This is a genomic window from Pseudomonas sp. xss_4 (genome assembly GCF_043104125.1).
Lineage (GTDB): Bacteria > Pseudomonadota > Gammaproteobacteria > Pseudomonadales > Pseudomonadaceae > Aquipseudomonas > Aquipseudomonas parafulva_B.
In genome coordinates, this window is sequence record NZ_JBICKJ010000016.1 from 88813 (window position 1) to 113708 (window position 24896).

Sequence of the window (24896 nt, forward strand, 5' to 3'; positions counted from 1 at the left end):
AGTGTTTAATAAACCGCCTGAACACCACCGGTCGTACGGCGGTTCAGCGTTGTTCGAGGTCATGGGTGACCAAGGCCTGCAGGCGACTTGCAAGTAGATGGCCAAGCGCCAACGCAGCCAGGAGCACAAAAGCCATCAGGCTCCATTCGGGTAGCGTCAAGTCCATGAAGCTCCAGGTCATGGCATTGCAATCAGGGGCCCCGGAAAACAGTTGCCGGGCAAGCTCGGTCCAGTACTGCCCGGCGTTGTGGTCGATGGCGACGGGGCACACCAGATCATCGACAACAACCCCCTGCAACCAGACATGCCTTGCGGCTACTGCAGCGCCACCCAGAGCAAAGCCAAGCGCTAGCTGGGCATAGCGGCGTTGACCTTCAGGTGTCGGCCCATGCAGCACCGCGCTTAGACACACCAGGACATACCCTGCCAGCAGCACCCGTTGCGTCAGGCACAGTAGGCACGGCAAAAGCCCAAGCGCGTCCTGCAGCTTGAATGCAGTGACCAGGGCGGTGAGCGCCACCAGGCAGGCAGGGAAGAAGAAAGTACGCAGGCGGGCCGGCAGCATGGGCAGTGGGGGTCCCGGTATCGGTGGTCGTGACTTGAAACGGTAGAGGAAACACATCCTTTGTTTCAAGGCACAACAGTCGAGACAATTCCCAGCGTTGCCTAGGAAATATCCAACTGCCGTGTAAGACGCACCTTAAGAAAATACGTCAGGATTTCTCCACCCCAAACCGAAAGATTACCTGCCCATGAAGCCCGCGGCTTCCCGCGGGCCAGGGTCAGGTCAAGCGCGAACCGTCTCCGGCAAAGGCAGCGCGAGCAAACGCTCATCGAGCAAACCAAGCCCTTCCTGGAAAAGCTGATTGCTGCGTTCGGTTTCGCCAAGGCCAGCGAGTAGACGCGCCAGCTCGGCGCAGGCTTCGGGGTTGCGCTCCATGCGCAAGCTGCTTTCCAGGTAGTCACGGGCCTTGCCCCACAACCGATTCTGCAAGCTGAGTCGACCCAGCGTCAGCAGCAGACTGGCATCCTGGGGATGGTCCTTGAGCCAAGCTTCGGCGGTCTGCAGCTGGCGCGCGGGATCTTCACCGCGCACCAGACCGTACAGCCGGGCAAGATGGCTTTCGTAGCTGCGCTTGAGCGCCGTACGCAACACCTGCTCGGCCTCGCCCTGGGCGCCGAGCTGGCGCAGTTGTTCGGCATAGGCCAGGACCAGTTGCGGCTCCTGACGCTGGGCGGAGGTCAATTGCTGCCAGGCACGCTCCAAGGCTTGGCGAGCCGTTTGCGCATCTTCGCCCCGGGTCTGTGCCAGGCTCAGGTTTTGCCCCCAGGCACGACGTTCGAGCGTGGCAAGCTCGGTAGCGGGCAGCACCTTGTTCTTGCGCAGGTCCGGCATCAGGCGAATGAGCGCAGGCCAGTCGCCGCGCTCGAGCTGCAAGCGTTGCAACAAACGCAGTACCTGAGTGTTGTGCGGATGGCGCTCCTGCATGGCCAGCAACGTCTGAAGCGCCCCGTCGTTGTCGCCACGGTCCATTTGCAGTTGGGCATGGGTCAGGGCTACGGCAAGCTCCGCCTGAGGTTGCCGCTCCAGCGCACGCTCCAGCAGACCGTCGCTTTCCTCGACACGGCCCTGCTCGTTGGCGGCCTTGGCGGCGCCAAGGTAATACATCAGCGGTTGACGTTCAGCCTCTGCGGCCCTGTGCAGATGACGCTGGGCGCTGGCCCAGCGCCCTTCTGCCAAGTCCAGCTGGCCCTGTTCGATGGCAACGCGGTTACGCCGGCTGCGGTTGCGCCGGGACCAGGGGTTGACCGCCCCGCCGGACGCCAGAACCAGGCCGACCAGAAAACGCAACACCAGCAGCGCCAGGATGACGGCCAGCAGCCCCAACAGCGCGGCCCAAAGCCCGGACTGGTAACGGAAGCTGCCATAGGAAATCATCACGTAGCCGCTGTGCTTGGCAACGGCCACGCCGAGGGCCGCCGCCACCACAATGGCCAATACCGCCAACAGGTAGACACGCTTCATGGCTTGTCTCCCTTGTCCTCGGCAGGCAGATGCCGGCGCTGGATATAGGCCTGAACGGAGGCAAGGCTTTCACTGAGATCAGGGGTCACGACCGAAACGGGTTGCTTGGCCAGTGCGTTGAGGCTGTCGAGCATGGCTTTGCTCTGCGGGTTGTCGGCGTTGAAGTTGGCCAGCAGCACGCTGCGTGCATCATCCAATGCCTGTGCATAGACCTTCGCATCACCGTTGAGCGCTGCCCATTGCGCCTGCTCCAGCGTAAGGCTCAGCGCCAGGCGCAGCTGGTTGAGCTGCTGACCGGCGAGCAACGGTTTCACATTCTCGTCGGCATTGAATTCAATCTGGAAATACTTGGATATTTCCGACCACCATTTGGCCAGGCGACTGGCGCTATCGCCGTCACTGGTCAGCGCACCCATGGCATTGGCGTCATTGTCGAATTCGGGCGACTGGGCGCTCAGTTGCTGAACGAGCTCACGCTGGGCCGCCAATTTCAGGAACAGGCCGGTGCGGTCAGGTTGCTGGGTATTGTTGAGGGTGGCGAGGCTGCGGGCCAGTTGCTCGCGCGCGGCGAAGGCGCCAGGGTCGCTTTGCTCGCGCAAAATCTCGTCCGCGCCTTCGACCAGTGCCTTGGCGCTGGTGATGTCCTGCAAGGCCGACAGCCTCAGGGTCGCCAGGCGCAACAGGTGTTCGGCTTCGGCCAGGCGCCATTCCTTGCGGCTTTCACCAAGTACGGTCTCAAGCCGCTGACTCAGACGCTGTTGATCGCCTTGGAGCTGCGCCACCAGGCGACGGCGGTCTTCAAGCTCGCTGGCTGCCGGCAGACCTGCCAACTGCGCGCTGATTTTCTGTTCGCGCTGCTGAAGTGCCTCGGCACGCTGGTTCAGCGCCTCCAGGTGCTGGCCCTGATCGAACTCGCTGCCTTGCAGTTGGTGCACTTGCCAAGCGCCCCAACCACCGATAGCGATGCCGGCAGCGCCCAACAACAGGGCCAGCGCGGCCAAGCCATTGCCGGAGCGCTTGGCGGGCACTGGGGTGACAGGCTCCGTCGGCGCCTGTGCCGATGTTTGATCCTTGTTGGACAAGACAGTCTCGCTCACGTATCCATCCTTTGCATGGGGGCGCGCCGCCTTAGAGCTTGGCGCCTGGGTCGGCAGGTGCAGCGCTGCGCTGCACGGCTGCCAGCAAGGCCGTGGCGCTGGCGCCACGGCAATCCACAACGTGTTGGGCACCTGCGGCCCGGGCCTGTTCGGCGACCCGCGGGCTCGGTACGAACACCGGCAAGCGTGCCAGCTGCGGCCATTGGCTACCAGCCAGTTGCTGCAAGTGTTCGAAACCCTGTCCACTGCTGACCACCAGGCCATTAAGGCGTTCCGCTTCGATGCGATGCAACAGGTAGCCTGCAGGGTAGGGCGGCAGGTTGCGGCGATACAGTTCCAGATAATCGACGGTAGCACCTAGCTGAGCAAGACGCTCTGCCAGCAGTTCGCGACCTCCGACACCCCGCACGATCAAGATGCGCGGCGCTGGGTTCGCCAGTACCTGTTGCAGCGCAGGCAATTCGAGCAGGGCTTCACTGTCGTCCCCGCCTGCGGGGAAGCTGACATCAAGCTGTGCATCCTGCAGCACCGCAGCTGTAGCCGCGCCTACCGTGAACCAACCCTGGGGCGGTAGGGATAGCTGCCGCTGCTCCGCTGCCGCCAGCAGCAGCCTGGCGGCCGGTTTACTGACCACGATGAACCCCTGGTAAGTGGACAGTTCCTTGAGCAATTCCAACTGCGGCCGCTGCAGCATGACAGGTTCGATTGCAAGCAAAGGCATGCAGCTGCTGGCTATGCCGGCTTCGCCCAGTGTGTGGGCAAGCGCTGCACACTCCTCGGCGGGTCGGGTCAACAGCAGGCGCCAAGGGCTCACGAATGCCCTGCCTCGCCGTAGACTTCCTTGAGAATGGCCTCAGCCCCCTGGTTGAGCAGGTCTTCGGCCACCTGCATACCGAGTGCTTCGGCTTGCAGACGAGGCGCCCTGGCCTGGGCGACCAACAGGGTACCGCCGTCTGGATGCCCTACCAGGCCGCGAAGCCACAGCTGGTCTTGTTCGAGCACGGCATAACAGGCGATCGGCACTTGGCAACCGCCGTTGAGGCGCTTGTTCAAGGCGCGCTCGGCTACCACACGATCGGCCGTATCGAGATGATGCAAAGGCGCAAGGAGCGCGTGGATCTCTGCGTCGGCGCTGCGGCACTCGATGCCGACGGCGCCTTGCCCCCCGGCAGGAAGGCTATCGTCGACGCTGATGCTGTCGGTGATTCGCGCTTCGAAGCCCAGGCGGATGAGCCCCGCTGCCGCCAGGATGATGGCGTCGTAGTCACCCGCGTCGAGCTTGGCCAGGCGTGTATTGACGTTGCCGCGCAGAAAGCGGATTTGCAAGTCGGGACGACGGGCCAGCAGTTGGGTCTGTCGACGCAGGCTCGAGGTTCCGACGATGCTGCCGGCGGGCAACGACTGGAGGCTGTCGAACCGGTTGGACACGAAGGCATCGCGCGGATCTTCACGCTCGCAGATGCAATACAGGCCAAGGCCCTCGGGAAAGTCCATGGGGACGTCTTTCATCGAGTGCACGGCAATGTCGGCTTCGTGCTCGAGCAGAGCGGTTTCCAGTTCCTTGACGAACAGCCCTTTGCCGCCGATCTTGGCCAAGGGTGCATCAAGCAGCTTGTCACCCCGACTGACCATGGGCACCAGGGAGACTTTCAGGCCAGGGTGGGCCTGTTCCAGGCGCGCCTTGACGTATTCGGCCTGCCACAGGGCCAGGGCACTTTTACGGGTGGCAATACGGATTTCGCGAGTGGACATGTAACGCCCCGAACCAGAGAAATGCTGCCGATGATAACAGCATCACCGGCGGCACTAGCAGATACGGATCAACAGCATGGCCGAAGCTGCCAATGACAGGCCCAGCGGGACGCCCCCGTGCGGCTGTCATGAGTGCTGGCGCGTCACTGGCTCAGGCGTTCAGAGGGTCTGCATCATCTTGCGCATGCCTGCTACATGGCGCCGGCTCACGGTCAGGGCATCACCGTCGAGCCCTTGAAGGTACAGTTGGAAATGCCCCAGCGGTGTACGTTGCAGGCGTTCGATCCGCTCCCGCGCAACCAGTGCATTGCGGTGGATACGCACAAAACGGTCGCCAAATTCATCCTCAAGCGCCTTGAGCGGCTCGTCGAGCAACACTTCGCCCGTTTCATGACGCAGGGTCACGTACTTGTGATCGGCAATGAAATAGATGATCTGAGCGATAGGGATCAGCTCGATGCCCTTGCGGGTTCTAGCGCTGATGTGGCTGCGGGGACCACTGCCCTCGTGGCCTGGACGCGTGAGCGCGGCCAGCTGGCTGCGGTTCGGCCGGTCGGCCCTGCGCAGTGCATCGCGAAGCGCCTGCACGTGAACAGGCTTGGTCACGTAGCTGAGGGGGGTTTCCTTGAAGGCATCTTCTCCATACTCGTCATCACCGGTACAGAACACGAGCGCAGGCGGCGCCTCTCGCTCGCACAGTCGGGCGGCGACCTGCAGACCATCGAGGCCAGGCATTCCGATATCCAACAGGACAATGTCGGGTTTCAGGCTTTCGATCAGCGCAAGGGCCTCTTCACCATTGGTGGCACTTGGCTCCAGCACGGTATAACCCTCGAGTTCACCGAACATTCGGCTTAGGCGCTCGCGGCCTTGGGGTTCGTCATCAACGATCAGGACATTCATAATTGCGCTGGATTCCTGAGTGAGTCTCGCACGGTTAAAAGCGTAGACAGCTGTGTTTGAAGCGACGCTGCGTGTCACGCTCTAGACCGGTGCGATAGCCAAAGATTCACTGTGGCTGGCAGATTAGCTGCCCGCCTCTGTGAAACTGTAGACGGTCCATGGAACACTGCCGTTCAATCCGTAAAATCTCCGTTGCCTACACCGCGCTATGCCTTTTCCTCGCGCCCACCCTGCAGGCGCCCTGCGGCACTGGGCCTAACCCTGTTATCATCGCGGCAATTTTTCGTTCACGCCTGCAATGAGTGAAACCATGAGCACTGACAAGACCAATCAGTCCTGGGGCGGCCGCTTCAGTGAACCCGTAGACGCCTTCGTCGCCCGTTTCACGGCCTCGGTCGATTTCGACAAGCGCCTGTACCGCCACGACATCATGGGCTCCATCGCTCATGCCACCATGCTGGCGCAAGTCGGTGTGCTCAGCGATGCCGAGCGCGACACCATCATCGATGGGCTCAAGACCATCCAGGGCGAAATCGAGGCTGGCACCTTCGACTGGCGCGTCGACCTGGAAGACGTGCACATGAACATCGAAGCGCGCCTGACCGACCGCATTGGTATCACCGGCAAGAAACTGCACACCGGCCGTAGCCGCAATGACCAGGTCGCGACCGACATTCGCCTGTGGCTGCGTGACGAAATCGACCTGATTCTGGCCGAAATCACCCGCCTGCAAGAAGGGCTGCTGGAACAGGCCGAACGCGAAGCCGAAACCATCATGCCTGGCTTCACGCACCTGCAGACGGCGCAGCCGGTGACCTTCGGCCACCACCTGCTGGCCTGGTTCGAAATGCTCAGCCGCGACCATGAACGCCTGGTCGACTGCCGCAAGCGTACCAACCGGATGCCATTGGGCAGTGCTGCGCTGGCCGGCACGACCTACCCCATCGACCGTGAGCTGACCTGCAAGCTGCTGGGCTTCGAAGCCGTGGCAGGCAACTCCCTGGACGGCGTGTCGGACCGTGACTTCGCCATTGAATTCTGCGCCGCCGCCAGTGTGGCGATGATGCACCTCTCGCGCTTCTCCGAAGAACTGGTGCTGTGGACCAGTGCCCAGTTCCAGTTCATTGACCTGCCCGACCGATTCTGCACCGGCAGCTCGATCATGCCGCAGAAAAAGAACCCGGACGTGCCCGAGCTGGTGCGTGGCAAGAGCGGGCGCGTCTTCGGTGCACTGACTGGTTTGCTGACCCTGATGAAAGGCCAGCCGCTGGCCTACAACAAGGACAACCAGGAAGACAAGGAACCGCTGTTCGATGCCGCAGACACGCTGCGCGATTCGCTGCGTGCCTTCGCCGACATGATCCCGGCCATCAAACCCAAGCATGCCATCATGCGCGAGGCCGCCTTGCGCGGGTTCTCGACCGCAACGGACCTAGCCGACTACCTGGTGCGCCGTGGCCTGCCGTTCCGTGACTGTCACGAAATCGTGGGCCACGCGGTGAAGTACGGGGTCGATAGCGGCAAGGACCTGGCAGAGATGAGCCTGGAAGAGCTCCGTCAATTCAGTGACCAGATCGAACAGGACGTATTCGCCGTCCTTACGCTGGAAGGCTCGGTAAATGCCCGTGATCACATCGGTGGTACGGCACCGGCGCAGGTACGTGCAGCGGTGGCGCGCGGCAAGGCGTTGCTGGCCGCACGCTAACGGCGCTGAGTGACGGGGCGGGGGCTACCCTGCCCCGTCGCTTTGCCAAAAATATTCAGATTGTTAGGGGCTGTAACACAAGCCCCCATCTGGTCGGACTAGCCCGCCGCCTCAGCGCCTGTTGCGCATCATTTCCAGGAAGGACGGCATTGCCGCTTCCTTGTCTGCGACGATTTTCGCCATGTGGGGGTTCTGCCCCATTAGTTCGAGCAATGCCTTGGCCTGAGGGAAATCTTCAAGGAAGTCGATGTTGAGCACTTTCTTGCCTACGGCGCATGCCAGGTCGACCGAGAAGCAGAACATCAGGTCGGCCAGGGTCAATTGCTCGCCTGCCACGTAAGGTGCAAAACGCCCGTTGCGCTTGAGCGTGGCGAAACCTGCCAGAAGCTCGGTGCGCGCCTTTTCCTTGACCAAGGGTTCCACGGGCATGCCAAAGAATGCTTCGGCGTAGCATGTACGCGCAGGGAGCTCGATGTACAGCTCGATCTCCTTGACCAACTCATGCACCTTCGCCTTTGCGTACGGATCAGCGGGAAGCAGCGCCTTGCCGCCCTGGGTCTGCTCGATGTAGTCGAGGATCACCGTGGTTTCGCTGAGAAAGCCGTGCTCGGTCTGCAGTACCGGCACCTTGCCCCGTGGGCTGACTTCCAGCACCTGAGGCGTCTGACCGCTGAAGAACAGGACTTCTTCGAAAGGCGCGCCCTTTTCCAACAAGGCCAATTTGACCATGTTGTAGTAGTTGCTGACAGGGAATCCGTGGAGCTTGAGCATGGTTCGACAGCCTCCGGGCCGTATGGGAATGGCAGGGCTTTTATAGCCCTTTTGGCCATCGGCTGACCAGCGTCATGCACCCGGTCAATGACCAGGCATTGCCACCACGGACGTGGCAAACTGTAGCGCCCACGACAGGAGTAATCCCATGAGCGAGCCCACCGATATCGACAATGACGATGAAGCGTTCGCCGAAGCCACGCTGACCCAGGCCATTGAAAACCAAATTGAAAGCGGCGAGCCGGCTGCGGCGAAGGCTACGTTCAACAAGCTGACACTGGTCGGGTATGAGCGCGAGGATATCCTCAACCTGATGGCCCACGTGCTGGCCTTCGAGATCGACAACATGCTGGCGCAGGACCGAGCCTTCGACAGCCAGTGGTATGAAAACGCCTTGCGCGCGCTACCCGAACTGCCTCCTGAGATGGATCAAGGCGACGACGAATAACCCGGCTACACTCCAGATTCAGGCACCCCCGCGGTGCCGCTATCCTCGTCTGGAAGTCAGGAGTCGCCATGTCCTTTTCACCCGAACTGATCGCTGAACTGGAAGTGCTTGCACTGTTCAATCTCGACAGCAGCCAGGAAGGCATCAAGATTCACAACACCGCATCCCCGACGCTCATCGCCGCCGCGCAGCGGCTGCACGAAAAAGGCCTGACCGATCAACCCGACGGGGGCTACCTGACCAGCCTGGGTCACGACGCGGTCGAAAGTGTTCAGTTGCTGCAGAACATTCTGAGAGCGCCCCAGCCGGCCTGACCTTGTGATTGACTGGGGCTGCGCTGCAGCCCCTGCTGTACATTGGCCGCGGAACACTCATTCACAAACCGTAAACTCTGTTTTCTCGGCTGCGCGCGCCTTGCCTGACCCTTGTCTCGATACTTTTACACAGACTCTATTTACCCCTCAGTGCTCCATGGGACGCTTCCAACCGCCTCCAAGCGCCAGAAACACGCCAACCTGCCCCATTGCAACCTGGCTGTTCGCAGCCGCCAACTGCGCACGCATGTCGGTATAGGTCCGCGTCGCCTGCAAGTCCGCCAGAAATGACTCACGCCCGGCCTGGTAGTACCGGTGCGTCTGGTCGGCCGCTTCCCGAGCAGACTTCTCTGCCTCGGCCAGTGCATCGCGCCGGTCCAGCAGTGCGCTGTATTGAGCCAGCCTTGTCTGGGTTTCGCGTATGGCATTGAGTACCACACCATCGAAATTCGCCAAGGCCGCCTGGGTGGACGCTTCAGCCATGCGAATGCGGGCCCGCGTGCCGTTGGTGGGGATGCTCCAGCTGATCTGCGGGCCGAAGCCCCAGCGGTTGGTCGCAGGCTCGCCCAGGTTGTCCAGGATGCCGATGGTCCCGACCTGCGCGCCGATGCTGATCTGTGGATAAAGCGCGCCGGTCGCTACACCGATATTGGCGGTGGCAGCCGCCAATTGGCGCTCTGCCTGGCGTACGTCGGGGCGACGTTTGAGCAACGCGGCGCCATCGCCCACCGGCACTAACTGAGTCAGCTGCGGCAGTTCAGAGCAATCGGCAGTTCCTGCTGGCAGCTTCTGCATGGGGACCGCCAGCAATGCGGCCAGGGTATACAGGCCTGTCTCACGTTCGGCCTTGAATCGCGGCAGCTCGGCGCCCAAAGACTTGAACTGGGTTTGCGACCGCGTCACCTGAGTTTCATCACCACGCCCCGCATCGCGCAGGCGCTGGCTGAGCTTGACGCTTTGCGCCTGTAAATCGAGCGACTCACGGGCAATGTGGTATTCCTCGTTGGCCGAGCACACCTGGGTGTAGGCCTTGACCACATCCGCCACCAGCGTGATCCGCGCCGTGTCCGCTGCGGCCTGTACCGCATCGGCACTGGCCCTGGCAGCTTCCGTACCGCGTTTGAAGGTGCCCCACAGGTCGAACTGGTAGGACGCGCTTATGATCGCCTCGCCGATGTTCGCCACAGGCACCTTCTCGGGCTGCAAGAAAGCTTCCCCAGACTCTTGCAGGCGCTGGGCACCTAGCTTCACCCCACCGTCGAAGCCTCCTTGAGATTCAGCGATGTCGACCTGCGCACGGGCCTTGGCGATGTTCGCCGCAGCCACGCGCAACTCGGTATTGGCACTCAGGGCCTGGCGTACCAGCGCGTTCAACCGCGGGTCGTGATACAACTGCCACCAATCTTCCGGCACCGGTGCCGACACCACGCTGTCGGCATCTTGGCGCAGGGGGCCGTTGAGGTCAGTGCGCTGGATTGCCGCTTCTTTGGGCAGCTCGTAGTCTGGCCCGACCGTCATGCAGGCGCCGAGCGACAGGCATAGCCCTGCGAGCATCAGCCGTTTCATGGGTGCATGTCCTCGACGATCGAGACGGTGGCGGTTCGCCCGGCAATCATGCGGAAATCCTGCGGGACTTCGTCAAAGGCGATCCGCACCGGAATCCGCTGGGCCAGCCTCACCCAGCTGAAGGCAGGGTTGACGTTGGGCAGCAGGTTGGTGCCGCTGCTGCGGTCGCGGTCCTCGATGCCGGCTGCAAAGCTTTCCACATGCCCGCGCAGGCGGGTGTTGTCGCCCATCACACGAATATCCACCACGTCCCCGATGTGAATGCCCCCCAGCTTGGTTTCCTCGAAGTAGCCATCGACGTGATAAGAGGCACTGTCGACCACCGACAGCACCGGTCGCCCGGCGGTTACGAACTCATGGTTGCGCGGCGCGCGATCGTTGAGATAACCGTCCACGGGGCTGCGCACCACCGAGCGATCCAGGTTCAACTGGGCACTGTCGACAGCCACCTGCGCCTCACTGACCGCCGAGCGGGCGCGCGCTTGGCGCGACTGGCTTTCTTCGAGCTGTTCGGCCGCGACCAGGTTGCCCAACTTACGATTACGGTTCACCTCCCGCGAGGCCTGGGCCAAAGTTTCCTGACGCTCGCCGAGCGTGGCCTTGGCCTGACGCAGCGCCAGGGTGAAACGGTCCTGGTCGATGGTGAACAGCACATCGCCACGCTTGACGGTCTGGTTGTCGCGCACCTCGACCTTCTGGATCAACCCGGATACGTCCGGGGCGATCTGGATCACATCGGCGCGAATGTGGCCATCGCGCGTCCAGGGTGCGAACAGGTAGTACACAACCATCTGCCAGACGAGTACGGCGGCAAATGTCACGACCAACAGAGTAAGGACCACACGGCCCAGGGTCAGCAAAGGTTTTTTCATGGCAGCATCAGGCTTCGACAGAAGTGGTCCACCGCACCGAGCAGCACGGCGTAGAGGGCAACGTTGAACAATGCCCGGTGCCAGACCAGGCGATAGAAGTGCACACGCACCAGTACGGCGTGGACACCCAGAAACAGCAGGTAGGTTCCAATCATCATCACCAGCAGCGTGGGCAGGAATACCCCACTGATATCCAGTTCACCGATCACAGGGGTGCTCCATCCAGGCCAGACGGTAGTTGCAGTTGCTCCGCAGGCTCGAGCATGACCTCGACGCCTGGCAGCAGCGCCAGGCGCAGGCCAGCCAGCGCATGCAACAAATGCGGGCGGGCGTCGAGGCGTTCGCAGGGCTCATCGAGACTGAGCGCCAGCCGGGCCCTTTCCATGTTGCGCAAGAGTGCAGGTGGCGCGTGCAGCCGCTCACCGGCGCGCAGGCAGGCCGCGTAATGGGCACCCACTTCAGCGATCACCAGGGCCAGTCGTTCACGGGCGACCTGACCGGCACGCGGCATGTACGCCAACAAGTCGAGCAGGTTCAGCCCAACACGCAAGTCCCGTAGCGCCACGCTGCTGTCCTGGCCGGTTTGCGACAGGCGAGGTAAATGCTGCATCAGGCGATCGAGCATTTTTACACCCACCTTGCGATGCTCGGCCAAGGTTGCGTGCTCGGTCACCTCGACGATGTCGCGCCAGGCGAAACGGGTCATGCGCTTGGCAGCCAGCTCCACACCGAAGGGGCGCATGACCAGGGTCCAGATGAACGCGAAGAGCAGGCCAACCGGGCCGGCGAGGTTGGAATTGAGGAAGGTGAAGAAATCGGCGTCGTAGGCACCCTGGATGCTGATGAAGGTCGAGGTGTTGACGATGGTCAGCAATGTCCCTAAGTAAAAGCGTGGCTGTACTGTCAACGTGCCGATGCAGATGAAAGGCACGGCGAAGGCCAGTACCAGCATCGGGAAGTCATGCAGGTTGGGCAGCACGAGGAACAAATACAGGCTCGAGAAAATGACCGACAGCAGGGTCCAGAAGAAAAAACGGTAGATCTGTGGGGCCGGGTCGTCCATCGCCGCGAAGAAGCTGCATGAGACGGCCGCCAGGATCACCGCACTGGCGCCATCATTCCAGCCCAGGCCGATCCACAGGCCGCAGGCAACGATGATGGCCAGGACGGTGGAGGTGACCGAGTAGAGCATCAGGCCCCGGTCGAAGAATGGCCGCAAGCGTGCCAGGCGCCAGTGCCGGTAAACGGCGCGCCAGGGGGTGGCGTCGTCGGTACGCAGAGCATGCTGCAAGGTACAGCAGTCCTGCCACAGGTCTACCCATTCGGTGAGCCGATAGAGCGCGTTGGACAGCAACAGCTCGGCCCGTTGGTCCAGTGCAGCCGCATCCGGGCGCAGATCGTCGATCCTTTGATGCAGAGCTGCCCACCGCTGGACAGAGGGGCTGTCTGCGGTGCCCTTGAGCCATTCACGTGCAGCATCGAGCACAGGCAGGATGTGTTCAAATTGCTGCGCAGCGCGCCCTTGCAAGGCCGCCAATGCATCGTCCAGCGCGTCGATGACCGGCAGCAGGTGGATCATGCGCCCACGTAGCTCGCGGGCGTTTTGCAAGGTATGGGGGCCGGTACCTTCATGGCCGAGCTGGCCGATCATCAACTCCAGTGAGTTGAAGGTCGCCACCATCGCCCCGCGCATGCCACCGACATCGACCGTGCTCTGCTGCCGGGCAAGATAGCTGTCGCTGTAGCGAATGGCATCGTTGAACCAGTTGCCTGTCGCCCCTACCACCACAGGCGCCAGCCGTCGTGGCCAGAAAATGGCCCCGACTACGGCTGCGCAGACGATCCCCAGGCAGATTTCCTGGGCCCGCGAGGAAGCCACGTCGAACACGGCCAATGGGTTATCGACCACTGCCAGGGCGATCATCGGCAAGGTATACCCGGCCAGCATGAACACGTAGTTGTTGGCCGTGCGCACATTCAGCGAGAGGAACAGCAACGTCCCCGTCCACAGGGCCACTGCGATGCTCAGCAGCAGCGGCGACTGCACCAGGGGCGGTACCAGCAGCACTGCCCCAGCGGCGCCCAGCAAGGTGCCCAGGGCGCGGTACAACGCCTTGGAGCTGGTAGGCCCCAGGAAGGGGCTGGAAACGATGTAGACGGTCGCCATGGCCCAGTACGGGCGCGGCAACTGCATGAGCAGGGCGATATATAGCGCGATCATGGAGGCGGCGAATGTGCGCACGCCGTAGAACCAATCGCGCGCCGGTGGCACCGAGCTGAAGAAGCCGTTCATGCGACCCCGCCCGTGCTGCCCAGCCCGGCTGCTTCGAATGCGCGCAGTACACGCAGCGTGGCCTGCAGGTCTTCTGGATCGAGCCGACTCAGCACATCACCGCGCACCCTCACCAGCTCCGCCTCGATGGCCTCGGCCAGCACGCGCCCTTCAGCCGTAAGGCTCAGGGCCTTGGCGCGCCTGTCCATCGGATCTTCGCTACGCAACACCAACCCGGCCCTGCACAGCTGGTCGAGCAAGCGCACCAGGGACGGGCTTTCCAGCCCGGCCGCCTGGGCGACCGCCACCTGGTGCACGCCATCGCCCAGGCGCACGATCATCAGCAGTGGCGCGGCACAGGCTTCGGAAATGCCGTAGCCGGTCAGTGCCATGTGGCAGATGCGGCGCCAGTGCCGAGCGGCAACGACCAGGCCACTGCTGACCTGAAGACGCAGAAGATCAAGGGACATGGGAATCACATATATTCATAGTTTGCTAACTATCAATATACGCCTGATGCTCCCCCTTCCGTCAACCGGGGGCGACGAAGCGCCTGCATGAAATCTTGTTCACACGGCCAGGCCAACCGCTACCCACTCTATTACTTCAAGGCTGAACCTGATCTTCCAGCTTCATGGTCAGGGCCAAGGTACTGCCCATCTGCACGGCGCGATCGCGCCATTGCTGATAGCGCTCCTGATCGCGTCGACTGAAGTGCACGGCCAGTTCTTCTGCCGCCTGCACCACACCCGCAGCGGCCGCCAGTTCGAGCCAGTACAATGCCGGCTTGAGCTCCGGTTGCACATGCAGGCCGTGAATCAGCCGGTAGCCAACCTCGAAACGACAGCGTGCTTCACCCTGTTCGGCACCCTGCAGGAACCATCGGTAGGCCAGCTGCGGATCGACCTGCCATTGCATACGGCCATCGCACACTTCTTCTTCGTACAAGTCTCCCAGCGCAGCGGCCGCATGCGACATGCCTCGCTCGAACGCCTGGCGGTAGCATTCGGCGGCCTGCGTGTAGGAACGATCCACACCTTTGCCGAAGTAGTGCTGCTGCCCCAGGTTGAACCAGGCCACGGCACTGCCCTGCAATGCCGCCATGCGCAGAAGGTGCCCGGCCAACACCGTATCAGCACGCCAGTACTTGCCATTGAGCCAGATCCAACCCAGGTCGTTCAGCGCTGCCACGTTCCCCTGCAGGGCTTGCAGGCGCAGATCCTGGTAGACCGCTTGCAGGTCACTGGCTTCGTCCAGACGGCTGACCAGCATCGTCCGTTGACTGGGCATGCCGACACCTGCAAACAGCCGCTGGCGTCGGGCGACAGCGGGCGGAACGATCACCTGTGCCGGAAGCAGGCGGGCGAGCAGCGAATGGATATTGCCGACAGCAGACATGTTCATCCTCATTGAACGACGCACAACCTCAACCTTCGGCTGTGATGAGGCGTGATTCTGCGCAACAGGACGTCAAAACCTGTCGCGAACGATTCGGAGGCAGGCAACCAACCGTCACTTACTTGATCTGAGCGGTCCGTGGCCAATTGCCATGCCCCTCGCGTGCCGCCATCCTAGAGCGGCAAGCCTAGACAAGGACGTTACCTTTTGCCGTTCGCCACCACTCGCGCCACCCTCAGCCGTCAGTGGGCGCTGCTGCGCCAGCTACCGGGCCGTTCTCCAGGCCTCACCAGTTCCGAGCTGGCTTGTCGGCTACGAGACCTGGGCTTTACCGTCAGCAAGCGAACCGTAGAGCGCGACCTCAATGACCTGTCGTTGATCTTCCCGCTGGAGCGCAACGACAAGAGCATTCCCTACGGGTGGCACTGGGCCGCGGGCGTTGTGAGCGAGCTGCGCGGCACCACCGATCTGCTGGCGCATCTCAAAGGAGAAGCGCTGCAAGCGCCACCGGGCGAAGGCATTGAATTGGTGGCGCGCATCAGTGACCCCCTGGCGCGCCAGCTCAGAGAGGCTCCACTGAGCAGCGACATGCAGTTGACCGCCCATGACCAGGGGCATCGGCTGCGGGCCACGGTGAGCGACGGGAGCTCGTTGCGCTGGTGGCTTTTGAGCCGTGGGGACGAACTGGTGGTCGAGCAGCCTGCGCATTTGCGCGAAGAGATCGGCAGGATTCTCAGCAACGCCGCAGCCCAGTATCTAACACCATGACCAGGGCCGGTCGCATTGGCCTTGGCCAATGCGACCGGCCAACGCCGGCGCTTGCAAGCTCAGCGCTGCATGCCCCAGCGCTTGACCGTCAGGCGCTCCAGGGTGTTGAAGACTAGCCCCTCAACCAGCAGCCCGATCAGGATGACCACCGCAAGGCCTGCGAACACCTTGTCGGTATAGAGTTCGTTGCGGTTCTGAAAAATGTACCAACCCAGGCCACCTTTGCCGCTGCTGGCACCAAAGACCAGTTCTGCGGCAATCAGCGTGCGCCAGGCGAACGCCCAGCCGATCTTGAGCCCGGACAGAATCGAGGGCAACGCCGCCGGCACCAGGATGTGCATCACCAGCCGTAGCCCTTTGAGGCCATAGTTGCGCCCGGCCATGCGCAGGGTGTCGGAAACACCCTGGAACCCTGCATAGGTATTGAGCGCCAGGGCCCAGAGCACCGAATGCACCAGGACGAAGATCAGGCTGTTGTCGCCTAGCCCGAACCACAGCAAGGCCAATGGCAACAGGGCGATGGCAGGCAGGGGGTTGAACATCGAGGTCAAGGTGCTCAGCAGGTCGCGCCCAAGCTGGGTGGAGACGGCCAGGCTGGTGAGACCAAAGGCCAGGATAATCCCTAGCAGGTAGCCCTTGAGCAAGATCACCAGCGACACGCCGACCTTGGCCGGCAGCTCTCCACTGACCAGGCCCTCCCACAGCGCGGCAGCTGTCTGCAGGAAGGTAGGTAGCAGCAGGTCGTTGTCCTGATAACGGGCGACGGCTTCCCACAGCAATGCGATAACTATCAGGATGACGGCCTTGCGCAGCCAACCGTGCTGCCAGAGACGCTGACTCAACGACAGGTCGCGTTCCACAGGCACGCTGAGCAATGGCTCCAGCTGCACCTCGTATTCCTGGCGCACAGGGGTTGTGGTCATGGCTCAAGCTCCTGATCAGTAGGCAATGCGGATGTCGTTGAAACCAATGTCATCGACTTGAGCGGGGTCGGCCGCTTCATCGAACAGCAAACGGTGTATGCGCCGGGCACTGGCCTGGAAATCGCTGCCCCCCAGGCTGCCCAGGTCATATTGGTGGCTGTGCACCTCGGCGCGTACCCGGCCGGGGTGAGGCGTGAGCAGCAAGATGCGGTTGCCCACCACCAAGGCCTCTTCGATGGAGTGGGTGACGAACAGCAAGGTGAAGCGTACTTCCTCCCACAGCAGCAGCAACTCTTCCTGCATCTTGCGCCGGGTAAGTGCATCGAGTGCGGCGAACGGTTCGTCCATCAGCAATATCTTCGGCTGCGTGGCCAAGGCCCTGGCAATCGCCACGCGCGCTTTCATGCCGCCTGATAGCGTATGCGGGTAGGCATCGGCAAAGGCTGCAAGACCGACTTTCTCCAGGTAGTGAAGCGCCCGCTCTTCAGCATCGGCCCGCTTCAATTGGCCCGATACCAACAGTGGAAACATGACGTTGTGCTTCACTGTCTTCCAAGGCGGCAACTGGTCGAATTCCTGGAACACCACGATGCGGTCCGGTCCCGGGCCGCTGACGGGTTGCCCCTGAAGCAGGATCTGTCCTTCACGGGGTTCGATGAAGCCGGCCACGGCTTTGAGCAAGGTTGACTTGCCACAACCGGATGGCCCCAGCAGGACGAAGCGATCAGCCTGATCCACCTCGAAACTGACCTGATGGGTAGCGCGTACCACCCGTTGCCGGGTGCGGTATTCAAGGGTAAGGCCCTGCACGTTCAACAACGGCGGTGCTATAGGATGGCTCAAGGTGCTGACCGTGTGGCCTGGCAATGGCGCAGTCATGGCTCAGCTCCCCTGCAGCGGATGTTCATCCTGGAAGAAATAATCCTTCCACGACGCTGGCTTGTGCTTGATCGCGCCGACCCTGTAGAGAAATTCGGCGAGCTTGTAGGTGTTCTTTGGCGTGACGGTAAATTCGTACCGAGGGTTGTCGATCAGCTTGATGAGGCTTGCGCGGTCGATCTTAGCGTTGGTCACCCGGATGTAGGTATCGGCGGCTGCCGCCTTGTCGTTCTGGGCAAACGTGGCCGCTTCGGCGATGGCATCGACGAAGGCTCTGTACGTCTTGGGGTTGTCCTTGCGGAATTTTTCGGTGGCAAACAGCAGCGTGGGCGAATTCGGCCCAAGCAAGTCGTAGCTGTCGAGCACGATGTGCACGTTCTTGTTGGCCAGCGCCTGATCCTGGAACGGCGGGTTTGAGAAGTGCCCGTTGAGTTCGGTACCGCCTGCCAGCAAGGCGGCCGTCGCATCAGGATGAGGAACCGCCAGGGTGTACTTGTCCAGGCGGTTGTATTGCTCGTCTCCCCATTGCTGCGCCGCGGCGTATTGCAGCAAGCGCGACTGCACGGACACCCCCACCGCCGGCACGGCGATGCGGTCCTTGTCGGAAAGATCCGCAATGGTCTTCACAGCCGGATTGCTGCTGACCAGGTAATACGGGAAGTTGCCCAGCGAAGCCACGGCCTTGACGTTCTGTCGCCCTCGGGTTCGATCCCAGACGGTGAGCAGCGGGCCTACGCCAGCACCTGCGATATCCACCGAGCCGGACAGCAATGCGTCGTTGATGGCCGAGCCACCGGAAAGCTGTGCCCACTCGACGTCGATGTCGATGCCTTGCGCCTTGCCGTGCTTTTCGATCAGGTGCTGGTCACGCACCACATTGAGCAGCAGGTAGACGATGCCGAACTGTTCGGCGATACGAATCTTGCCTTCTGCCTGGGCGGCGGCGGGGGCCACGAGGCTGCCAATAACGAGGCTTGCGCCCAGCCCGATGCTTGCCGCCAGGCGGCTGATGGATTTGCGCATGATGGAATCCTTGTCGTCAGAACGGGGCATCGCCCTGGATGGTGGTGCGGTAGAGCTTGCGCCGCAGGTGTGCAGGGCAACCGGCAGCCAGGTGGATCAGGGAGCGGTTATCCCAGAACACCAGGTCGTGGGGCTGCCATTGATGGCGGTAGACGTTGTGCTCCAGCACGCTCAAGGCATACAGCTGCTGCAGGACATCCCGGCTTTCGTCCTCCGGCAGCCCGACGATGCGGGTGGTGAACCCTTCACTGACGAACAATGCCTGGCGACCGGTTTCGGGGTGGGTACGCACGACGGGGTGGATGACTTCCTGCACCTGAGCCAGTTGCTCGGCTGTCAGTGCAGGGCGCCAATTGCCTTCGAATCGGGTTTCGGCGTAGCGGGCTGTGTAGGAATGAGCGGCACTGCGCCCGGCTACCAGTGTGCGTAGCGCAGCGGGTACTGCGTCCCAGGCCTTGTGCATGTCGGCGAACAACGTGTCCCCGCCCTCGTCAGGGAGTTCCTGGGCATGCAGCATCGAGCCCAAGCTGGGCAGTGCCTTGTAGGAGAGGTCCGAGTGCCAGAACTTGCCCGCATCGCCCAGGCCGATGTTCTGGCCGTTCTCGATGATGTTGGAAACAATCAGGATTTCAGAGTGCCCCAGAAGCAGGAACTGCTTGAGCACATGAATCTGCAGTTCGCCAAAGCGGCGGCTGAACGCGATCTGCTGCTCAGGCGTGATGCGCTGATCGCGAAAAACCAGAACATGATGATCGAGGTGAGCGCGATGAATACGCGCGAAGTCCTGGGCATTGAGCGGCCTGGATAGGTCGAGGCCGATGACTTCGGCGCCGACGGCGCCGGCGAACGGGTGGACTTCAAAAAGTTGTGACGGCGCGCTATCGATGAGCGACAGGGCGTTCAAGGCGGCTGGCATGTTTCACTCCCACGCAGTGCGCGACTTCATGACGCGCGACGATCGGAAACGCACGGGGGACTCCCGTGTGGGTTCGAGTCGTGCGGCGCATCGATTGGTCGACGGGTACGCAGTGGGTGAACTATAAGGTCATAAGAAAGATATTTTAAATACCTTTAAAGCATAACCATAGTCCGGCCGGTGCATGGGCTGGGTGTCAGATCAGGCCACCCTCTTCTTCTTCCTCTATCAGGTTGTTGAGGCTGCTCAGCGCCTTGCGCGCCGTCGAACGGTTGAGCAGTTTGGCCTGGGCGCCAGGTGGCAGATCGGTGATCTTGAACACGCCTTTGGCGGTCAGCACATCGATCAGGTCTTCAAGCACCCGGATCATGTCCAGGTCGCTTTGCTTGAGCTGATTGAGGCTGTTTTCCACGACGTCATCGGCAAACCATTCCTGGATGTCGGCATGGTCGGCCGGAAGCATTTCGGTAAATTCGTCGAACGCAGCAGCTTCCACTCGCTGCAACTGGCCAGCGGCGTCGCGTTGCACGTAGAACATGGCGATGTCCCTCGTCACATGGATTCCTTCAGGGTAGACAGCAGCATAGGCAAAAAGCGCCGTACGCGTGGATGCGGCGCGAAAGTATGCGCTGTGGGAGTGCGTGGCGGGAAGGCCTGCCCAGGCAGTTGCGCCAGGTCAAGGCATACCGGGGCAACCTTTTACGGTTGCCCCGGTGATGGGCCGTCAGCTGTCTTTGTTGTGGATGATGATGGTCGGGTCGGCACCGCTGATCAACGAATTGATCGTCTGGTTGGACCAGTTCACACCTTCGAGCTTGATGGTGACGTCAGCATTGGCCAGCCCGCCATCGGTGTTGAGCTTGCCTTCGCTGCTGACCTGCAGCGTCGTGGTGCCCTCCACGGTCGACAGCTTGAGGTAGTTGTCGATGATGCTGCCTTTCTCGCCTTGCAACAGGTCCTTGAGGTCGATGCGGTCACCTTCGGAGCGGTTGAAGTCCTTGATGACGTCATTGCCATAATCGCCGGCCTTCCAGACGAAGGTATCGGCACCGCTGCCGCCGATCAGGATGTCGTCACCCGGGCCGCCGATGAGGGTGTCGTTGCCTGAGCCACCCAACAGGATGTCATTGCCTTTGCCGCCATCGAGGATGTCATTGCCGCCCTGACCGAACAGGATGTCGTTACCGTTACCGCCCGACAGGATGTCGTTGCCGTCATTAGGCCCTGAAATATCGAACTCGGTGTAGTGCTCAGCGATGTATTGGTGGACATTACTAGTCGTGACAGCACTGGCATCTACCCCTGTTTTCTGGGCGACATACGTTTGCAAGGCTTGATAGCCCTCGCTGACAACACCGTTCAAGGTAATCAAGTCACCAAAGATGATGTCGTTGCCATTCCCACCGTCGACAGTATCGGCACCAGGCAACGTCGCCTCAGTATGTCCAAGGATAGCGCTTGCCAGTTTGGTTGGATCTATATTGATCTGCGGTTTGCCCGCCGTGTCGTACGGCTTGAGATCAGCGAGGCTGACCTCAGAATTCAATCCAATAGCCTGCACCTTACTCAGTCCAGGTACGGTAGAACTACCACCGAGCAACATGAAACTATCAGTTGTATTTGTGGCCGAATCGCTCCAATTAGTGGATGACTTCTTGCCAGTGCCGCCCAAACTGGACAGCTCGTAGGTGCCATCCCCTTGGGCATGTATTGTCCCGATAGTGTTTGAGGAAATGGGAACAAGGAAACCCAAAAGATTGCCATACGTTGTGACTTTTAGTTGTCCAGCACTGTTTATGTCAACCTTGTGAGTTGAGTCAGCCCACTCACTGAACGTGGCACCAACCTTGTAGTTGTTAACATTAACAACCTCATCCAGCATTTTGCCGTTCGTCCACAGTCGAGCATCGGTCTGCTCGCCACGCTGGTAAAAGGTCGGCTTACCATCGGTAATGAAGTACGTCAGATTCTCAGCGTTCGTGTTGCCCATCGCCATCTTGCTCTTGAAGAAGTTGGCTGTAGTTTTAAACGCATCCTCATAATTGGTACCGCCGCCGTAGTCGCCGCCCTGCATGGAATTCAGAACTCTCTGAAGTTGGCTCAAAGCATCCGCGTCCGATAGATTGACGGCTACGTTTTGGTTTACCTGAGTATCGAAATCTACCAGGAAGATATTAACCGTTCCCGACGTGTCGGCCCCCACGCTCGCTTTGAGTGTCTTGAATACAGACTCCAGCTGTGTCTTCGCAGCAGCCACTGAGTCGTCGGTCATACTGCCGGAGCTGTCAACAATGAATGCAATATTGTAGTTTTTACCGGCCACCACGTTCAGGCCAGATACATCCGCCACGATGATGTCGTGACCTTCACTGCCATTCAGTACGTCGCTGCCCGATGTACCAACACTGGCTTTGTAAACGCCGCCATAAACCGTAACCGGAATACGGCCCACGGTGCTGGCGGAGTCACCTAGACTTTCAGTAGCAGTTGAAGTGACCGTTATGTCAAACGAGCCCTTGAAGTAGGCAGGGGGGGTAAGGGTCAAGCCACTGAGTTTCCACCCTGTTACGTTGATCGGCCCATCGCTGACTGTAGCCGTATGGCCTGCATTGTCAGTTACCACCGTTCCTTTTGGTAAGCCACCCAACGTCACTTTCAGCGTCTCGGAACCGTCGGTATCGGTCAGGGCAGTCGAGATACCGACCAGTTTCACCGTACCGTTCTCTGGGCCTTCGTTGAGCTTGTAGCCATCGTAGTAGGTTTGGCCGTTGACCGTGTGCGCGTCTGACACGCTCAGACCAGCGTTGGCCATCTCGGTCACGTTCTGGTACATGCGGATGTTTGCGCTGCTCAGGTCCACTGGGCTGCCAGCGCCCACCTGAATGTTCAGGTCATAGCTGCCCGGGCCGGACTGGTTGGCATGGTAGACCTCGATCGGGTAGTAGCCGGTCGCCGTAGGCGTGAACGACCCCGTCACCTGGCCGCCGCCGCCCCACGTGGCCGTGACCACGGTCTTGCCACCGATATTGACCAGGAAGCTGTCGTCGGCAGTACCACTGAAGGTGTAGGTCTTGCCAGCTTCCAGGTAGATCAGGCCGGAGGTCTTAGAACCGCTGCCCCCATTCACGCTGCCGTCGGACTGGACGTTGGTGGTGGTGGCACTGGAGGTGGCGCTGCCGGAGTTGGCAAAGACCGTTTTCAGTGCATCACCGGTGATGCCATTGCCGTTGGTACCCAGGTTCTTCAGGGTGGTCCACACTTCCTTGGTCAGGCCTTTGGACACCACATCGGCGCTGCCGATGGCCAGCGTCGGCATGTCTGCCACAGGGCTGATGTCGACCTTCATGGTCGTTTCGGTACCCAGGTTGGTCCCGTCGTTGGGCTTGTACTTGAACTGCGCGTAGTCAGCCTGCTGGTTGCCCACGCCGGTGCCACCGTAGCCATCAGCGCCGGACTGGTTGAGCAGTGGCACGAACTTCAGTTTGCTGGCGGCGATATCGGCCTGGCTGATCACCTGGCCGACAGTAACGTTGGTCCAGCTGCTGCCGTTGAAGTACTTGAGGCTGCCTGCAGCCGGCAGCGAGGTGATGGTCACGGCCAGACCGGTATTGCCATCCGGGTCAGTGACCTTGAAGTCACCCCAGGCGAATACATAGTCGGTGTCTTCCACGCCATACACGGCACCGCCTGGTGATACCGGCAGGTTGTCGTTGTCGAGGATGGCGGTGGTGACGCTGCCTTTGCTGCCGTTTACCTGCAGGTTCTCGAAGTTGCCACCGGTGGCGCTTTCGATCTTGACCGTGAAGTTCTCGGTGCCTTCGACCAGCTTGTCGTCGATCGTCGGCACATCGAAGGTCACGCCGGAGCTGTTGGCCGGGATCTTCACGGTGGTGACACCCGTGAAGTCTTCGCCGTTCTTGGCCGTGCCCGAGTAGCTGAGGGTCACAGTGACTTCGGACTGGGACGGGTTGCTCAACGTCAGGGTGTAGTGCGCCGTCTCGCCTTCGGTGAGCGAGGTGGTGCCACTGATACCGACGGTGGTCACATCGCCCTGGCCGCTCGGCTCGTCGGTCACGGTCGTGGTCACGGCAGTCTTGCTGCCCACCAGGCTCTCGAACTGCTTGTCACCGGCAACGCTGATGTCGGTGATGGCCTTGGTGATGGCAGGCTGGCCACCGACGTACACGTCATCCGGCGCATTGATGCTGACCGTACCGCTTGCGGAACCCGCGGCAATGAACACTTGCGTGCCACCGGTCAGGGTGACGGTCACGCCACCATGGCCGGTCACTGGCAGGTTGTTGTCTTCGCTGACCAAGGTCACGGTGTAGGTGATCTTGCCACCCTCGACGACGGTGGTGTTATCCACAGCCAGCACAGCAGTGACCTTGCTGATGGTGTCAGTGATGTTGACCGAGGCAGGCGCGCCCAGCACCAGGTTCTCGAACTTGGCGTTTGGTACTTCGGCCTTGGTGATGCCGATCTCCAGCTTGCCCTCGTCCTTGAACACGTCATCACCCTGAGCTGGCGCGACGTAGGACTTGCTGGTCTCCCCGGCCTTGAACACAACGGTGGCGTTGTTGCTCAGGGTCACGGTGAGGTCCTTGTCCAGCACGCGGTTCAAGGTCAGGGTGAACAGAGGCGGCGTGGCTTCATTGACCGAGGCCTGGTTGGCCACGATGTTGACCAGTACCAGGTCACCCTGGCCGGCCGGCTCATCGGTCACCGCCGTGGTGACCGTGTTCTTGCTCGCCACCAGGTTCTCGAACTGCTTGTCACCGGCGACGGAGAGGTCAGTGATGGCCTTGGTGATTGCAGGCTGGCCACCGACATACACATCATCCGGCGCATTGATGGTGACGGTACCGCTGGCAGACCCGGCGGCGATGAACACCTGGGTGCCGCCGGTCAGGGTGACGGTCACGCCACCATGGCCAGTCACCGGCAGGTTGGTGTCTTCACTGACCAAGGTCACGGTGTAGGTGATCTTGCCGCCTTCAGCCACAGTGGTGTTATCCACAGCCAGCACAGCGGTGACCTTGCTGATGGTGTCGGTGATGTTGACCGAGGCAGGGGCGCCCAGCACCAGGTTCTCGAACTTGGCGTTTGGTACTTCAGCCTTGGCGATGCCGATCTCCAGCTTGCCCTCGTCCTTGAACACGTCATCGCCCTGCGCCGCAGCGGTGTAGGTCTTGGTCATCTCGCCAGCCTTGAACACAACGGTAGCGTTGTTGCTCAGGGTGACGGTCAGGTCTTTGTCCAG

General features: G+C 61.2%; 23 protein-coding genes. 4 read left to right on the forward strand and 19 right to left on the reverse strand.

Annotated elements, in window-relative coordinates; genetic code table 11:
- Positions 1 to 43 precede the first annotated feature (43 nt).
- From ACF8GB_RS02645 to ACF8GB_RS02670, 6 genes are all read right to left on the reverse strand, one after another.
- Positions 44 to 565, reverse strand: a complete 522-nt coding sequence (locus ACF8GB_RS02645) for a disulfide bond formation protein B (RefSeq protein ID WP_197844572.1) — start codon at positions 563 to 565, stop codon at positions 44 to 46.
- 222 nt (positions 566 to 787) lie between these two features.
- Positions 788 to 2026 (reverse strand): heme biosynthesis HemY N-terminal domain-containing protein, encoded by a 1239-nt coding sequence (locus ACF8GB_RS02650; protein WP_058604684.1) that lies wholly within the window; start codon positions 2024 to 2026, stop codon positions 788 to 790.
- Complete coding sequence (locus tag ACF8GB_RS02655; RefSeq protein ID WP_058637039.1) at positions 2023 to 3123, reverse strand: uroporphyrinogen-III C-methyltransferase; 1101 nt, start codon at positions 3121 to 3123, stop codon at positions 2023 to 2025. The genes ACF8GB_RS02650 and ACF8GB_RS02655 overlap by 4 nt, the downstream gene beginning before the upstream one ends.
- Positions 3124 to 3154: 31 nt before the next feature.
- Positions 3155 to 3937 carry a uroporphyrinogen-III synthase gene (locus ACF8GB_RS02660; RefSeq protein ID WP_058637038.1) on the reverse strand — a complete coding sequence of 261 codons (783 nt, stop codon included), beginning with the start codon at positions 3935 to 3937 and terminating at the stop codon, positions 3155 to 3157.
- The gene (gene hemC, locus ACF8GB_RS02665) at positions 3934 to 4875 is read right to left on the reverse strand and encodes a hydroxymethylbilane synthase (protein ID WP_023535732.1); all 942 of its coding nucleotides are present in this window, start codon (positions 4873 to 4875) and stop codon (positions 3934 to 3936) included. The genes ACF8GB_RS02660 and hemC overlap by 4 nt, the downstream gene beginning before the upstream one ends.
- A 159-nt stretch (positions 4876 to 5034) precedes the next feature.
- On the reverse strand, positions 5035 to 5778 hold the full coding sequence (locus tag ACF8GB_RS02670; RefSeq protein ID WP_392526506.1) for a LytR/AlgR family response regulator transcription factor: 744 nt from the start codon (positions 5776 to 5778) through the stop codon (positions 5035 to 5037).
- A 310-nt stretch (positions 5779 to 6088) separates the two neighbouring features.
- Here ACF8GB_RS02670 and argH point away from each other — a divergent pair, with 310 nt between their 5' ends.
- A complete protein-coding gene (gene argH / locus ACF8GB_RS02675; RefSeq protein ID WP_058604679.1) occupies positions 6089 to 7483 on the forward strand; it encodes an argininosuccinate lyase in 1395 nt (464 codons plus the stop codon).
- A 111-nt stretch (positions 7484 to 7594) separates the two neighbouring features.
- On the opposite strand, the gene ACF8GB_RS02680 is transcribed toward argH, so the two are convergent.
- The gene (locus ACF8GB_RS02680; RefSeq protein WP_144966059.1) at positions 7595 to 8254 is read right to left on the reverse strand and encodes a glutathione S-transferase; all 660 of its coding nucleotides are present in this window, start codon (positions 8252 to 8254) and stop codon (positions 7595 to 7597) included.
- Positions 8255 to 8402: 148 nt separating this feature from the next.
- Here ACF8GB_RS02680 and ACF8GB_RS02685 point away from each other — a divergent pair, with 148 nt between their 5' ends.
- Positions 8403 to 8702: a hypothetical protein gene (locus ACF8GB_RS02685; protein ID WP_058637035.1), complete on the forward strand. Its 300-nt coding sequence runs from the start codon at positions 8403 to 8405 to the stop codon at positions 8700 to 8702.
- A gap of 68 nt (positions 8703 to 8770) precedes the next feature.
- Positions 8771 to 9016 carry a TIGR02647 family protein gene (locus ACF8GB_RS02690; RefSeq protein WP_023535777.1) on the forward strand — a complete coding sequence of 82 codons (246 nt, stop codon included), beginning with the start codon at positions 8771 to 8773 and terminating at the stop codon, positions 9014 to 9016.
- A 147-nt stretch (positions 9017 to 9163) separates the two neighbouring features.
- Here the strand turns inward: ACF8GB_RS02690 and ACF8GB_RS02695 are convergent, their stop codons facing one another.
- From ACF8GB_RS02695 to ACF8GB_RS02720, 6 genes are all read right to left on the reverse strand, one after another.
- Positions 9164 to 10582, reverse strand: coding sequence for an efflux transporter outer membrane subunit (locus ACF8GB_RS02695; protein WP_078477806.1), 1419 nt, complete (start codon positions 10580 to 10582; stop codon positions 9164 to 9166).
- Positions 10579 to 11454, reverse strand: a complete 876-nt coding sequence (locus tag ACF8GB_RS02700; protein ID WP_058604675.1) for an HlyD family secretion protein — start codon at positions 11452 to 11454, stop codon at positions 10579 to 10581. Before ACF8GB_RS02700 ends, ACF8GB_RS02695 begins: the two co-directional genes overlap by 4 nt.
- A complete protein-coding gene (locus tag ACF8GB_RS02705; protein ID WP_023535833.1) occupies positions 11451 to 11663 on the reverse strand; it encodes a DUF1656 domain-containing protein in 213 nt (70 codons plus the stop codon). The genes ACF8GB_RS02700 and ACF8GB_RS02705 overlap by 4 nt, the downstream gene beginning before the upstream one ends.
- Positions 11660 to 13747 (reverse strand): FUSC family protein, encoded by a 2088-nt coding sequence (locus tag ACF8GB_RS02710; protein WP_392526507.1) that lies wholly within the window; start codon positions 13745 to 13747, stop codon positions 11660 to 11662. Before ACF8GB_RS02710 ends, ACF8GB_RS02705 begins: the two co-directional genes overlap by 4 nt.
- Complete coding sequence (locus tag ACF8GB_RS02715; protein ID WP_058604673.1) at positions 13744 to 14196, reverse strand: MarR family winged helix-turn-helix transcriptional regulator; 453 nt, start codon at positions 14194 to 14196, stop codon at positions 13744 to 13746. Before ACF8GB_RS02715 ends, ACF8GB_RS02710 begins: the two co-directional genes overlap by 4 nt.
- Before the next feature lie 136 nt (positions 14197 to 14332).
- On the reverse strand, positions 14333 to 15124 hold the full coding sequence (locus ACF8GB_RS02720; protein ID WP_058604672.1) for a tetratricopeptide repeat protein: 792 nt from the start codon (positions 15122 to 15124) through the stop codon (positions 14333 to 14335).
- Between the two features lie 207 nt (positions 15125 to 15331).
- Here ACF8GB_RS02720 and ACF8GB_RS02725 point away from each other — a divergent pair, with 207 nt between their 5' ends.
- Positions 15332 to 15892 (forward strand): WYL domain-containing protein, encoded by a 561-nt coding sequence (locus ACF8GB_RS02725; RefSeq protein WP_392526508.1) that lies wholly within the window; start codon positions 15332 to 15334, stop codon positions 15890 to 15892.
- Positions 15893 to 15951: 59 nt separating this feature from the next.
- On the opposite strand, the gene ACF8GB_RS02730 is transcribed toward ACF8GB_RS02725, so the two are convergent.
- The 6 genes from ACF8GB_RS02730 to ACF8GB_RS02755 form a co-directional block, all read right to left on the reverse strand.
- Positions 15952 to 16815, reverse strand: a complete 864-nt coding sequence (locus tag ACF8GB_RS02730) for an ABC transporter permease (RefSeq protein ID WP_058604670.1) — start codon at positions 16813 to 16815, stop codon at positions 15952 to 15954.
- A 15-nt stretch (positions 16816 to 16830) separates the two neighbouring features.
- The gene (locus tag ACF8GB_RS02735) at positions 16831 to 17694 is read right to left on the reverse strand and encodes an ABC transporter ATP-binding protein (protein WP_392526509.1); all 864 of its coding nucleotides are present in this window, start codon (positions 17692 to 17694) and stop codon (positions 16831 to 16833) included.
- Positions 17695 to 17697: 3 nt separating this feature from the next.
- The gene (locus tag ACF8GB_RS02740; protein WP_058637030.1) at positions 17698 to 18717 is read right to left on the reverse strand and encodes an ABC transporter substrate-binding protein; all 1020 of its coding nucleotides are present in this window, start codon (positions 18715 to 18717) and stop codon (positions 17698 to 17700) included.
- Between the two features lie 16 nt (positions 18718 to 18733).
- Positions 18734 to 19633 (reverse strand): TauD/TfdA family dioxygenase, encoded by a 900-nt coding sequence (locus ACF8GB_RS02745; protein ID WP_196185958.1) that lies wholly within the window; start codon positions 19631 to 19633, stop codon positions 18734 to 18736.
- A 196-nt stretch (positions 19634 to 19829) separates the two neighbouring features.
- Complete coding sequence (locus ACF8GB_RS02750; RefSeq protein WP_023535786.1) at positions 19830 to 20171, reverse strand: hypothetical protein; 342 nt, start codon at positions 20169 to 20171, stop codon at positions 19830 to 19832.
- A gap of 186 nt (positions 20172 to 20357) precedes the next feature.
- A partial coding sequence (locus ACF8GB_RS02755) for an immunoglobulin-like domain-containing protein (protein ID WP_392526510.1) occupies positions 20358 to 24896 on the reverse strand: 4539 nt, incomplete at its 5' end.